At 58.3% G+C, this 12,931-nt stretch carries 11 protein-coding genes; 7 read left to right on the forward strand and 4 right to left on the reverse strand.

Features of this window, described 5'->3' with window-relative positions; genetic code table 11:
- Positions 1 to 158 precede the first annotated feature (158 nt).
- The 5 genes from LRR79_RS16380 to LRR79_RS16400 all read left to right on the forward strand — a co-directional run bounded on the left by LRR79_RS16380 (position 159) and on the right by LRR79_RS16400 (position 4,180).
- Positions 159 to 452, forward strand: coding sequence for an antibiotic biosynthesis monooxygenase family protein (locus tag LRR79_RS16380; RefSeq protein WP_231758230.1), 294 nt, complete (start codon positions 159 to 161; stop codon positions 450 to 452).
- Between the two features lie 221 nt (positions 453 to 673).
- Positions 674 to 1,360, forward strand: coding sequence for a tRNA (guanosine(18)-2'-O)-methyltransferase TrmH (gene trmH, locus LRR79_RS16385; protein WP_231758231.1), 687 nt, complete (start codon positions 674 to 676; stop codon positions 1,358 to 1,360).
- 259 nt (positions 1,361 to 1,619) lie between these two features.
- Positions 1,620 to 2,348 carry a dienelactone hydrolase family protein gene (locus tag LRR79_RS16390; protein WP_231758232.1) on the forward strand — a complete coding sequence of 243 codons (729 nt, stop codon included), beginning with the start codon at positions 1,620 to 1,622 and terminating at the stop codon, positions 2,346 to 2,348.
- Positions 2,349 to 2,455: 107 nt separating this feature from the next.
- Entirely contained in the window at positions 2,456 to 3,403 is a 948-nt protein-coding gene (locus LRR79_RS16395) for an ABC transporter ATP-binding protein (RefSeq protein ID WP_231758233.1), read from the forward strand.
- A 15-nt stretch (positions 3,404 to 3,418) separates the two neighbouring features.
- Positions 3,419 to 4,180 carry an ABC transporter permease gene (locus tag LRR79_RS16400; RefSeq protein WP_231758234.1) on the forward strand — a complete coding sequence of 254 codons (762 nt, stop codon included), beginning with the start codon at positions 3,419 to 3,421 and terminating at the stop codon, positions 4,178 to 4,180.
- A gap of 62 nt (positions 4,181 to 4,242) precedes the next feature.
- On the opposite strand, the gene LRR79_RS16405 is transcribed toward LRR79_RS16400, so the two are convergent.
- Positions 4,243 to 4,893 carry a TetR/AcrR family transcriptional regulator gene (locus LRR79_RS16405; RefSeq protein ID WP_231758235.1) on the reverse strand — a complete coding sequence of 217 codons (651 nt, stop codon included), beginning with the start codon at positions 4,891 to 4,893 and terminating at the stop codon, positions 4,243 to 4,245.
- 250 nt (positions 4,894 to 5,143) lie between these two features.
- On the opposite strand from LRR79_RS16405, the gene LRR79_RS16410 reads away from it, so the two are divergent.
- Positions 5,144 to 6,292: an efflux RND transporter periplasmic adaptor subunit gene (locus tag LRR79_RS16410; RefSeq protein ID WP_231758236.1), complete on the forward strand. Its 1,149-nt coding sequence runs from the start codon at positions 5,144 to 5,146 to the stop codon at positions 6,290 to 6,292.
- A gap of 50 nt (positions 6,293 to 6,342) precedes the next feature.
- On the forward strand, positions 6,343 to 9,456 hold the full coding sequence (locus LRR79_RS16415; RefSeq protein WP_231758237.1) for an efflux RND transporter permease subunit: 3,114 nt from the start codon (positions 6,343 to 6,345) through the stop codon (positions 9,454 to 9,456).
- A 74-nt stretch (positions 9,457 to 9,530) separates the two neighbouring features.
- Here the strand turns inward: LRR79_RS16415 and LRR79_RS16420 are convergent, their stop codons facing one another.
- Genes LRR79_RS16420 through LRR79_RS16430 form a run of 3 tightly spaced genes read right to left on the reverse strand, consistent with a single transcriptional unit; the run spans position 9,531 to position 12,700 of the window.
- Positions 9,531 to 10,454, reverse strand: a complete 924-nt coding sequence (locus LRR79_RS16420; RefSeq protein WP_231758238.1) for a glycerophosphodiester phosphodiesterase — start codon at positions 10,452 to 10,454, stop codon at positions 9,531 to 9,533.
- Positions 10,455 to 11,261: a glycerophosphodiester phosphodiesterase gene (locus LRR79_RS16425; RefSeq protein ID WP_231758239.1), complete on the reverse strand. Its 807-nt coding sequence runs from the start codon at positions 11,259 to 11,261 to the stop codon at positions 10,455 to 10,457.
- A gap of 26 nt (positions 11,262 to 11,287) precedes the next feature.
- Positions 11,288 to 12,700, reverse strand: a complete 1,413-nt coding sequence (locus LRR79_RS16430; RefSeq protein WP_231758240.1) for a hypothetical protein — start codon at positions 12,698 to 12,700, stop codon at positions 11,288 to 11,290.
- Positions 12,701 to 12,931 lie beyond the last annotated feature (231 nt).

The raw sequence follows: 12,931 nt of genomic DNA on the forward strand, positions 1-12,931 counted from the left end.
GGGTTTTGTGGCGGTAAAGCACTGGGGATGGGTTTTCAGGACCACTGTAGACCCATCCCTGGGAGTTTCGGCGCAAACATCCTGTTTGCGACGATCCTGAAAACCCATCCCCAGCACTTTCCCTTAGCATTTAAATTTGTACTTTTTAAGGAACTTGCGTGATTCTTGAAGTAGCGATTCTGGACGTAAAGCCGGGCCAGAATGAAAGATTTGAAAGTGCCTTTAAAAAGGCACAAAGCATCATTTCCTCGATGCCAGGCTACCTAAATCACCAACTACAAAAGTGTCTTGAAAAAGAAGGTCGCTACATCCTGTTGGTAAACTGGGAGAAGCTAGAAGACCACACAGAAGGCTTCCGAAAATCCCCCGAATACCAGAACTGGAAAGCCCTCCTCCACCACTTCTACGATCCATTCCCCGAAGTAGAACACTACTCACTCGTCGAACTGTAAAAAACCGATGCGAAGGCCAAGTCCCGGGTATGGGGTTTCAGGAGCGTCGGCGACAGGGACGTCGCCGACGCAGCGTACATGGATGTATTCACAGCGGTCCTGAAACCCCATACCCGGTGCTTGGCCGCCACCAAACCGCCCGAGTAGGGACCACAAAGCCCACCATAAACCACAGTGCTATAATCCGCGGCCAACAGAAGACCGAGCAAGACAGCAGTACCATGAGCCGCAGCCGCTACGAGAAATTCAAGCAGGTGCTCCGCCAGCGCCAACACGACATGACCATCCTCACCGACCAGGTACACAAAGGTCAGAACATCTCCGCCATGCTGCGCACCGCCGACGCCGTCGGCATTCCTGAAATCCATATGGTCCAGCCCAGCTACGGCCACCGGATCTACCACAACACCGCCGGTGGCAGTGGCCGCTTTACCGGCAACAGCGTCTACCCCGACATCCAGTCCGGCATGACTGAGCTCAAAAACCGCGGCATGCACCTTTACGCCGCCCACTGGTCCGACCGCGCCATCGACTTCCGCGAAGCCGATTACACCCGCCCCTTTGCCTTGATCATGGGAGCCGAAAAACACGGTCTGAGTGACTACGCAGCGGAAAATGCCGACGATCACGTGACCATCCCGATTATCGGCATGGTGGAAAGCTACAACGTCAGTGTGGCGGCGGCGATTATTTTGCAGGAGGCGATGTATCAGAGGACCAATGCGGGAATGTATGACAATAAAATACTGGACGAAGAGGATCCCGAAATAAAAGATATTCTGTTTCGCTGGATGCACCCGAAGATGGTGAAGTATTGCGAGACTCACGGGCTGCCATTTCCGGAACTGGATGAGGATGGCGATATTATTCCACCGAAGGACTCAAAGTACCGCCAACCGAAAAGCTGACCGCGTGATCGTCATGCCGGACTCGATCCGGCATCCAGCTTCGTAGCACTGGATTCCGGGTCAAGCCCGGAATGACGAGGGGGATCGATTCCCGCATCCAACTTTACAGAAACCGTCATGCCGGACTTGATCCGGTATCCAACTTCCTAGCACTGGATTCCGGGTCGGGCCCGGAATGACGGCTGATTGCTTTGTCCGAAACACCCATCTACCCTTGGCACACCATTTCCAAGACCAAGTATTCCTCAAGGAGGACGCAGTGCATACCGAAGAAATCGAATACACCGTCGACGGCGAATCCTTTACCGGCTACCTGGCCTACGACGAAACCATCGAAGGTAAACGGCCCGCCATTCTGCTGGTCCACGAATGGTGGGGGATGAACGACTTTATCAAAGAAGAAGCCGAGCGCCTCGCCGCGGAAGGATTTACCGCCTTTGCCCTCGACATGTACGGCACCGGTGTTGGCGCCGACAACCCCACCGACGCCGCCGCCCTGATGAACAAAACCATCGAGAACGAAGGCGCCCCCCTCAAACGCTTCCAGGCCGCCCTGGACCTGATCAACAACCACGAAACCGTCCTCGAAGGCGAAGTGGCCGCACAGGGCTACTGCTTCGGCGGCGCCGTGGCACTGACCATGGCGCGCCTGGGCCTGCCGTTGAAAGGTGTCGTCAGTTTCCACGGCGATCTGCAGACCGAAGTGCCAATCAAACCCGGCGATGTCAAAGCCCAGATCCAGGTCTACACCGGTGGCGACGACGACATGATTCCCGCCGAACAGGTGGCCAACTTCGTCACCGAAATGCAGACCGCCGGTGTCCGCTTTGACGTCATCAGTTACCCCGACGCCAAACATGGCTTTACCAACCCCGCCGCCACCGGCCGCGGTGAAAAGTTCGGTATTCCCCTGGCTTACAATGAAGATGCCGCCAATGATGCCTACGAAGGTGCGGTGAACTTCTACAACAGAATCTTCGGACGCTAATCCCGAATTGCCCTCCTCCTGCCCCGAACCGCTAGCGTATCCGCACGGCTTCGGGGCACAATGTGTGCCGCATTTTTGCGAGATGCACAGAGAACAAGGGAGGATGCGTGCAGCCGATCATTTCCATCGAGGGCATCGGCAAGACCTATGCCGGCGGTTTTACCGCGCTCAAGTCAGTCGATCTCGACATCAAACAGGGCGAAATTTTCGCGCTGCTCGGGCCCAATGGGGCCGGCAAAACCACCTTGATCAGTATTGTATGTGGCATCGTCAATCCCACCAGTGGCCGGGTGACCGCCGATGGCCATGATATCCAGCGGGATTTCCGCGCCGCCCGCAGCAAAATCGGTCTGGTTCCCCAGGAGCTATCCACCGACTCGTTTGAAAGTGTCTGGAACACCGTCAGCTTCAGCCGCGGTCTGTTCGGGAAAGCCCCCAACCCGGAATATATTGAAAAGATCCTGCGACAGCTTTCTCTGTGGGAGAAAAAGGACAGCAAGATCATGGCGCTGTCTGGAGGCATGAAACGGCGGGTGATGATTGCCAAAGCCCTATCTCACGAGCCTTCCATACTGTTTCTCGACGAACCCACTGCCGGTGTGGATGTGGAGCTGCGCCGGGACATGTGGGAAATGGTGCGCGGGCTGCGCGAGAACGGCGTTACCGTGATTCTCACCACCCACTACATCGAAGAAGCGGAGGAAATGGCGGACCGCATCGGTGTGATCAACCACGGCGAGCTGGTACTGGTAGAAGAAAAACACACGCTGATGCGTAAGCTGGGCAAAAAACAGCTGACCATTCACCTGCAGAATCCGGTCTCCGATTTGCCTGCCGGGCTGGGTGAGTTTGCCCTGGAGTTGAGCGATGAGGGAAACCAGCTGGTTTACACCTTCGACACCCAGCGCGAGCATACCGGAATTGCGGAGTTGCTCCGCGCATTGAACCAGCAGGGTATCGAGTTCAAAGACCTGCACTCCAGCGAAAGTTCGCTGGAGGAAATCTTTGTCAATCTGGTGCACCAGAATCAGAATGCACGCCAGCAGGCCGGATAACGGAGGGATTTGAAAATGAATGTTTACGGTATCCGCGCCATCTACCAGTTTGAAATGGCCCGCACCGGGCGCGCCCTGATGCAGAGTATCGCCTGGCCGGTGATTTCCACCTGCCTGTACTTTATCGTGTTCGGCACCGCCATCGGCGGTCGCCTGGGCGAAATCGAAGGGGTGAGCTACGGAGCGTTTATCATTCCCGGTCTGATCATGCTGTCGCTGCTGTCGGAAAGTATTTCCAATGCTTCATTCGGCATCTTTTTCCCCAAATTCAGCGGCACCATATACGAGGTGCTTTCCGCACCGGTATCCGCGTTTGAGATCGTCGCCGGTTATGTCGGCGCGGCGGCCACCAAGTCGGTGATTATCGGAATTCTGATCCTGATCACCGCGCGGTTTTTTGTGGACTATGAGATTGCTCACCCTTTCTGGATGTTCGGTTTCCTGGTACTCACCGCCGTCACCTTCAGTATGTTCGGCTTTATTATCGGTGTCTGGGCAGATGACTTTCAGAAGCTGCAGATCATCCCGCTGATGGTGATTACGCCGCTGACCCTCCTCGGCGGTGCGTTTTACTCCATCAATATGTTACCGGAGTTCTGGCAGAAAGTGACGCTGTTCAACCCGGTGGTGTATCTGATCAGTGGTTTCCGCTGGGCCTTTTACGGGGTCTCCGATGTCAACGTGGGCATCAGCCTGGGTATGACACTACTGTTTCTGTTTGCATGTATGACCGCAGTCTGGTGGATCTTTCGTACCGGCTACAAGATCCGCAGCTGACTCCGGATACAAGGGACAAAAAAGCCCGCGCGCCCATGGCTCGCGGGCTTTTTTTCGAATGTTTATCGCGGCTGGTAGCCCCGGGTAAATACCCGCACCACTTCCGCCACATGCTTGGCGATTTCCGCTTTGCCGGGAGGTCCGGCACACCCGAGCATAATCTGGATATGGGTACAGCCCCCCTGCAGCATGCCAAAAAACAGTTCCGACGCACGCTCCGTATCGGGAATATTCAGTTGCTCCAGGGCACAGGCCCGATCCAGAAAACGGGTCATTTCATTGCGGGTACGCATGGGCCCCGCCTCATAGAACAGATTGGCCATCGTCTGATCCTGAGCCCCCACCGCGCTGATCAGACGCATCAGCTTCATGGAATCTTCGTGGTACAGCATTTCCAGAAAAGCCTCGCCGATCTGCTGCAGCATCTCCTCCACCGGCACCCCAGGTTCAAGAGTAAACATTACCACCGGCATCTGGCTGCAGCACTTGTCCTCAATGGCGTCCGAAAACAGCGTCTCCTTATCGGAGAAGTGGCTGTAGACCGTCAGCTTGGAGACACCCGCCGCACTGGCCACTGCATCCATGCTGGTACCGGTAAACCCGTGGGTGAGAAACAGGTGCTTGGCCGCATGGAGTATCGCCTGCCGCTTGGCCGGATCTTTGGGGCGGCCCCGGCTGGCTGGGGCAGTACTGCTGGAATTTGCTTGGCTCATGATCGTCATCGTCGTTGTGTCGCGCACCTGTCCCGCCAGGGTTACCGGACGTCGAAGCACGCGCTCGCCACCACTGAATTAGTGGACTCACGAGTTTAATATACTTACTATACTCGCCAGTACAGAATAGAGTCCGGCGCAGTATGGCAGACAACTGTACCAGTTTCTGCCGGTATCCCCGACCCCAAAGTCATCGCCCCGGACCGCTCGATATCAACGCAACCCGTGCCCCACAGGGATTGAGGTAATCATGCACCGCTTCCTGCCACACCTAATTTCTGCTCTCCGATGCTCTGCAGCCGTAGCGGCCGCGCTGTCCCTGGCCGCCTGCTCGGCACCGGAACCGGATACTGCCAAGCCTCCGCGCCCGGCCATAGTGGTACACCCCAGTGCATCCGGCGCCCAGCTGGCGGTCTACCCTGGCGAAGTGCGCGCACGCCACGAGCCGGCACTGGCGTTCCGGGTGGGAGGTGCGGTGACCCGTCGCCTGGTGGATGTGGGTGACCGGGTCAAACAGGGCCAGCCCCTGGCGGAACTGGATGCACAGGATCTGCAATTGCAGCGAGATGCGGCCCGCGCACAGCTGCAGGCGGCCGAAACCGAAAACCGCAACGCCAGTAACGAACTGGCGCGCTACCGGGATCTGCTGCAGCGCAAGCTGATCGGCGAATCCCAGTTTGATGCGGTGAAGACCCGCCACGACAGCAGTGTGGCGCAGCTGGAGCGCACCCGCGCCCAATGGAAGGTAGCGGACAACCAGGCCGAATACGCAACCCTCAAGGCTCCCAGTGACGGCGTGATTACCGGCCGCCGCATTGACGCCGGGCAGGTGGTGAGCGCCGGTCAGACCGTATTCACCATGGCGGCCGATGGCGAACGCGAGGTGCTGATCGACCTGCCGGAACAGGAGATCACCCGCTTTGCCGTGGGCCAGGCGGTTACGGTGGAGCTGTGGTCCACCCCCGGCACTCCCATTCAGGGCAAGGTACGGGAGCTCTCCCCGGCGGCGGAATCCGGCCTGCGCACTTATGAGGCCCGCATTGCCTTCTCCGCCGACGCCAATACCGAGGTCAATCCACAGCTGGGTCAGAGTGCCCGGGTTTACGCGCGCACCGATGCGAAACGCCCGACTCAGCGCCTGCCCATGTCGGCAATCACCGCCGACGGCGCCGAGGCCCACGTCTGGCGTATGGATCCCGAGACCTTCACCCTGCACAGGGTTGCCGTCTCCGTAACCCGCTACGGCCACGAATACGCGGAAGTGATTTCCAGCCTGACCCCACAGGACTGGGTGCTCTCCGCCGGCACCCAACTGGTGCGGGAAGGCCAGCGGGTACGCCCGGTAGACCGCCAGAACCGACCGATCGAGATGGATGACCGGCTGGCACAGAGCCAGTAGACACCACCTTCTCCGACGCCTGTAAATACTGTATTCACGGACACAGCAAGATGTCATTCAACCTCTCCGAGTGGGCACTGAAAAATAAACCGCTGGTGCTCTATGCCATGCTCGTGCTCGGCCTGATCGGGGCCATTTCCTACACGCAACTGGGGCAGAGCGAAGACCCGCCCTTTACCTTCAAGGTGATGGTGGTCAATACCCTGTGGCCCGGAGCCAGTGCCGAAGAGGTGTCCCGCCAGATCACCGAGCGTATCGAAAAGAAACTGATGGAGACCGGGGATTATCAGCGCATCACCTCGTTTTCCCGCCCCGGTCAGTCCCAGGTGATGTTTATGGCCCGGGATGATATGCGCTCATCGGAGATCCCTGACCTCTGGTACCAGGTGCGCAAAAAAGTGGGGGACATCCGTCACACATTGCCCGCGGATATACAGGGGCCGTTTTTCAATGACGAATTCGGCACCACCTTCGGCAATATCTATGCCCTGACCGGTCAGGGCTTTGATTACGCGCTGATGAAAGACTATGCCGACCGACTGCAGCTGGCGCTGCAGCGGGTGGACGACGTGGGCAAGGTGGAACTGCTCGGCCTGCAGGATGAAAAAATCTGGGTGGAAATTTCCAATGCCAAGCTGGCATCACTGGGCATTCCACTTTCTGCTGTACAGTCGGTTCTGCAGGCGCAAAATCAGATGGCGGATGCCGGCATCGTGGAAGCGGTCAGCGACCGGGTGCGTATCCGCATCAGCGGTCAGTTCCGCAGTGTCGAGGAAATTCGCCAGTTTCCCATTCACGCCAATGGACACACATTGACCCTCGGCGATATCGCCAACGTATATCGGGGCTTCAGTGATCCCCCGCAACCGCGCATGCGCTTTATGGGTGAGGATGCCATTGGCATCGCGGTGTCCATGAAGGACGGCGGCGATATCCTGCAATTGGGTGAGCGACTGGATGCCGCGGTGGAAACACTTCAGCAGGACCTGCCCATCGGCCTGACCCTGAGCAAGGTGTCTGACCAGCCGGCTGCGGTAAAAAGCGGTGTGGGCGAGTTTGTAAAGGTACTGATTGAAGCGCTGGTGATCGTGATGCTGGTGAGCTTCTTCTCACTGGGCTTCCGCACCGGGCTGGTGGTGGCCCTGTCTATCCCGCTGGTGCTGGCGATGACCTTTGCACTGATGCACTACTTTGATATCGGCCTGCACAAAATTTCGTTGGGCGCCCTGGTCCTCGCCCTGGGATTGATGGTGGACGACGCGATCATCGCCGTGGAAATGATGGCCATCAAAATGGAACAGGGATTGAGCCGACTGAAAGCCGCGGGCTTTGCCTGGACCAGTACCGCCTTTCCCATGCTCACCGGTACCCTGATCACCGCCGCCGGATTCCTGCCAATCGCTACCGCGCAATCCGGTACCGGTGAATACACCCGGTCGATTTTCCAGGTCGTGACGCTCTCCCTGCTCGCCTCCTGGGTGGCGGCGGTGGTGTTCGTGCCCTACCTGGGTAACCGCCTGCTGCCGGCGTATGGCGGGCATACCCCTTCCGACCATTCGGGCAGCAAAAGCGCCGATCATCAGGACCCCTACCAAAAACCGTTTTACCAGCGCTTCCGTCGAGTTCTGAATGTGTGCCTGCGCTACCGCAAGACCGTGCTGCTGCTGACCGTCATCATTTTTGTGGGGGCGATTTTTCTGTTCCGGTTTGTGCCGCAGCAGTTCTTTCCCTCCTCGGCCCGCCTGGAATTGATGGTGGACCTGAAACTGAATGAAGGCGCCTCCCTGAGTGCCACCGAAGAACAGGCATTGCGCCTGGAGGAACTGCTGTCGCAGAACCCGCTGGTGGAAAACTATGTGGCCTACGTGGGCACGGGCTCACCGCGGTTTTACCTGCCACTCGACCAGCAGCTGCCCGCGGCCAGCTTTGCCCAGTTTGTGGTGCTGACCCGCAGCGTGGAAGAACGGGAGCAGGTACGCCAGTGGCTGATCTCCACACTCAATGAGCAGTTCCCATCGGTGCGCACCCGGGTATCGCGGCTGGAGAACGGGCCACCGGTGGGTTACCCGGTGCAGTTCCGGGTTTCCGGAGAGCATATCAGTGAGGCGCGCCGGATCGCGCGGGAAGTCGCCGCAGTAGTGCGCAGCAATGACGACGTGGCCAATGTCCATCTGGACTGGGAAGAGCCCAGCAAAGTGGTAAAACTCGATGTGGACCAGGCGCGCGCACGGGAAATGGGGGTCAGTACCGCTTCCCTGTCCCGGGCATTGCAAGGCTCACTGTCCGGTACCGCAGTGGGGCAATACCGCGAGGATAACGAGCTGATTACGGTCGCGGTGCGCGGCCAGGAACGGGAACGACAGGCGCTGGAACAGCTGGGGAACCTGGCGGTGCAAACCGACAGCGGCCAATCCCTGCCTCTGAACCAGGTTGCCACGCTCGATTACGGCTTTGAGGAAGGGGTGATCTGGCACCGGGACCGCCTGCCCACGGTCACCGTGCGTGCGGACATTTACGGAACCCAGCAACCGGCAACCGTGGTCGCCAATCTCTGGCCAAAGTTGCAGTCGGTACGCGAGGCACTACCGCCGGGCTACCTGCTGGAAATCGGCGGCAGCGTGGAAGAGTCCGCGCGCGGACAGGACTCGGTCAACGCCGGTATGCCACTGTTTATCTTTGTGGTGTTTACTCTGTTGATGCTGCAGCTGCGCAGCTTCTCACTGGCCACCATGGTGTTCCTCACCGCGCCTCTGGGGATTATCGGAGTCACCCTGTTCCTGCTGCTGTTCAATCAGCCCTTTGGCTTTGTGGCGATGCTTGGCACTATTGCCCTGGCCGGCATGATCATGCGCAACTCGGTTATTCTGGTGGATCAGATTGAGCAGGACAAACGCCAGGGCCTCGCGCCCTGGGACGCCATCGTGGAGTCCACAGTACGCCGCTTCCGCCCGATTGTGCTCACCGCGCTGACCGCGGTACTGGCGATGATCCCGCTGTCCCGGAGTGACTTCTTTGGGCCCATGGCGGTGGCAATTATGGGCGGTCTGATTGTGGCCACCGCGCTGACGCTGCTGTTTCTGCCGGCACTCTATGCGGCCTGGTTCCGGGTTGAGAAATCAGAGGAAAGTGATTCACCAGAAAATCCTTTACCCGCAATCAGCTAACTCGACCTCACACAACCGAGACGAAAAAGGCTTCCGGATCGGAAGCCTTTTTTGTGGGCTCGGAATATCCGCCTTTAATCACTCATCTCGTGAAACTCCTGTATCTCCTCGATCACCCGCAACAGGCGATCGGGTCTATCGGTCATAATGCCATCCACCCCCAACTCAATCAGGCGGCGCATCTCCGCTTCGTCATTCACGGTCCACACATCCACGCGCACCCCATGGTTCTGCGCCTGGCGCAGACTGCGGCGATCCACCAGCGTGATGCCATCGTAGGACAGAGGGATATGCAACGCCTGATAACGAGGGCTCAACAGGCGAAAGGCGTTCAGTTTGGTGGCCGCGGCAAAATATCTGACCTCATCGGAACCGGCCCCGGTAGCCACCTGCGGGCAGTCCTCCCGCAGCGCATTGACAGCGCCCTGATAAAACGAAGAGACGATCACCAGATTACTTTTGTTAAAAGCCTTCAGCTTGCGGCAGAGTGCGCGCGCCGCTTCCGGGTCCGGGGTTTTCAGCTCGATCACCATTGGATAGCGGGGATAGGTTTTGAATACTTCATCCACCGTAAGAATGCGCTGAGGGTTTTCCCGGTATGGGTAGGTGGTGCCATCCTGGCTCCAGTTGTAGGCCACATTCAGCTGCCTTAATTCTTCAAGGGATTTATCGCGAATACGCCCCTTGCCATCGGTGGTTCTGTCGACGGTATCGTCGTGCATCAGCACCAGCTCATCGTCGCTAGTGGCGTGGACATCCATTTCCAGTACATCCACGTTCATTTCCGCCATCTTTTGTAAAAAGACCGGCGTATTGCCCGGGTAGAGCCCCAGACCGGAATCGTCCGCGTGGGAAATGACCAGCGGCCGGCGAAAGCCTTCGGCCTGGAAACTGGGAAATTGCAGACCGGTGTGCGCTGCCGGACGGGCGGCGAGGTAGCGCCAGCCAATAAATACCAGTAGACCGATCAGTAGGAGTAACAGTAGGCGTTTGATCATTTAGCGTTCCAGTATCGACATCAGCCGGTCGGGCCGGTCGGAAACAATTCCGTCCAGTCCCCGGGCAATATATTTTTTCATGGCTGCAGGTTTATTGACGGTCCACACGGACAGATGCAGGCCTGTACGACGCGCCGCCGCGATAAAGCGCCGGGTGAATACGGGGATGCCGTAGTAACGCATCGGCAACTGCATGGTCTGATAGGCAGGCTTGAGTAACTGCTCCGCAAATACCAGCTGCGCGAGAAAAAACAAAAGCGCTTCCGGCAGGGTGGCACCGGTGGCGACTTCGGGGCAGAGCTCGCGAAAGGCACGGATCACCCCGCGATGAAAAGAGGATACAACCACCCTCGACTCACAACCCGCCTGCGCAATGGCCTGGGCCAGAGCCCGGGCCGCACGCGGATCGTCGTTCTTCAACTCGATAATCATCGGGGTTTCCGGAAACTCGGCAAAAGCTTCCTCAATGGTGATCAGCGGCTGGGGATCTTCCCGGTAGGGAAAGTGCTCGCCATCCGGCGACCAGTGATAGGCCGCGTTGAGCGCACGCAGTTGCGCAAGGGATTGCTCCCTTGCCAGTCCATGACCGTCGGTGGTGCGCTCGAGGGTGCCGTCGTGTAGCAACACCAGGCGGCCATCTGCAGTCAGGTTCAGGTCAATTTCCAGCGCGTCCACCCCCAGCGCCACCATTTTGCGCAGGTACAATCGTGTATTGCCCGGGTACAGACCTCCACCCCGCTCGTCCCCATGGGCGATAACCAGGGGGCGCGCACGGTGCGGATTCAACCAGAATTCAGAACGACTCAATGAGAGATTCTCTTCGCGGGAGCCAGTTACTGATTCACGGGCTCACCGCCGGCAAGCGTTTTCTCTTCTGCCGCGGCCTGCTGTCGCCAGAGTAGAAAGCGTGCCTCGAGCCATAGTGGCAGGAAAATAATAATGTCGTAGAGTCGCACGGCAATCCCACCGGCACGGAGAATGCCGGTTCCGGCAACCCGCAGCACTACGGATAGAAGACGAAGAAAAAAAGCCGTCAACATGCCCAACACCGTACGGGTGGAGGCGACAAACCGCTCCAGGGGCACCGCCACAAACGTCATTACCAGCGGCAATAGAAACCCCAACCCCATTTGTACGGCCAGTATGATCCGGAATTGCAGCCCCTCCGAGGTCAGCACACCGGCGCCCATCCCGTCGGGACCGGGCAGCGCGATCAGTTCCCGTGTGAAAGCAAGCGCCCCATTCAATAGTGCAAACAATATCAGGAGTGAGATTGCCATCCACATGATACGGCTGCGAAGCCGATCGCTAATGGCGCCCATTGCGGGAAAGAAGCGAGTCATGCGCAGAGATTCCATGACAAAAATCCCCACAGTCAATTCCACCAGGATCATGACCAGCGCCGCAATATCCGCAAAATGAAAACCACCGAACTGACGGGTGTCTGCCCACAACACAGACATCGGCCCCGCAACCAGATGAAAACTGATGAACGCGCCGCCTGCGGCAACAACCAGTAATAGCGAGGAGATAAAAAACTGGCTCAGCGAGGAGGCGGAAAGCGCACCCAGAGCCCGGTCAGAGCCCTGCACGATTTCCTCATGGCGCTGCATATGGTGGTCGATCTGCCGTGCACGCTGCTGCACAGAGATCACCGTCTGATTCACTTTACCCAGGCTTTTCAGAATCGAGCGCCAGGCGGGCATCATGCGCTTGAGTAACTGGTGGCGCTCCCGCACCGCTTCCCGATAGGCCTCCAGGGCTTTGCCCTCGGCCTTACGCATTGAGCCATAGATGGTTTCCAGTACATCGGCCACCACGGAATCCTGTGGGGCCGGAATTTCCGCCACCGCCTTGATGGCTCTCGCCCAGTTGGTGGGTTCCGGTGGCACCTCGGCGCTACGCACGTAGTCTTCATCGATGGCGGTGAGCTGCTCGCACAGACGGCGGTGCAACTCGGGATATTGCGCAAGCTCTTTTTTCATCGCGCTTTCGATGCGATCAAAGTCCCGCTCGATATGGCGCTCGCAGGCCTCGCGACCGGCGGCCAGAAGGACTTCCCGGTTGCGCAGCTGCAGGCGCACACCGGCGGCAGCAACCGCATTGCCAGCAAGGCGTAGCGACTGGTGAAAAAAGCGCGCCAGCGCATAGATACCCTGGTGCATCGGCGTGCGCGCCAGAAACAGCGCGACCGCCGCAATCACAAACCACAACCACGGTGGCAAACTGTGGAATAACTCGGCCATGGTACAACGTCCTCCCTGCTGACGTGCAGCAACGTTCTAGTGGGCAATCCCTGGATACGTCCTGTCAGGGCTTCACACAGATGCTACCAACTGTGCGCCAGGGAATCCCCTGGACAATTCCACAAATGCTGTGAATTGGGTGCAGGGTACGATGAAATAGAGGGCATATTGTCAGGAAAGGTCCCCAAGGAAAGATTTTCGCGCCATTCTATGCAACGCCGATGATGGGGC

This window comes from Microbulbifer elongatus, from assembly GCF_021165935.1.
GTDB lineage: Bacteria > Pseudomonadota > Gammaproteobacteria > Pseudomonadales > Cellvibrionaceae > Microbulbifer > Microbulbifer elongatus.

Excerpts from the sequence above, each read along its gene's own strand:
- LRR79_RS16400 (WP_231758234.1), top strand. The coding sequence starts at position 3,419 with ATGAATGTTTACGGTATCCGCGCCATCTACCAGTTTGAAATGGCCCGC.
- LRR79_RS16420 (WP_231758238.1), bottom strand. The coding sequence starts at position 10,454 with ATGATCAAACGCCTACTGTTACTCCTACTGATCGGTCTACTGGTATTT.
- LRR79_RS16430 (WP_231758240.1), bottom strand. The coding sequence starts at position 12,700 with ATGGCCGAGTTATTCCACAGTTTGCCACCGTGGTTGTGGTTTGTGATT.
- trmH (WP_231758231.1), top strand. The coding sequence starts at position 674 with ATGAGCCGCAGCCGCTACGAGAAATTCAAGCAGGTGCTCCGCCAGCGC.
- LRR79_RS16410 (WP_231758236.1), top strand. The coding sequence starts at position 5,144 with ATGCACCGCTTCCTGCCACACCTAATTTCTGCTCTCCGATGCTCTGCA.
- LRR79_RS16415 (WP_231758237.1), top strand. The coding sequence starts at position 6,343 with ATGTCATTCAACCTCTCCGAGTGGGCACTGAAAAATAAACCGCTGGTG.
- LRR79_RS16405 (WP_231758235.1), bottom strand. The coding sequence starts at position 4,893 with ATGAGCCAAGCAAATTCCAGCAGTACTGCCCCAGCCAGCCGGGGCCGC.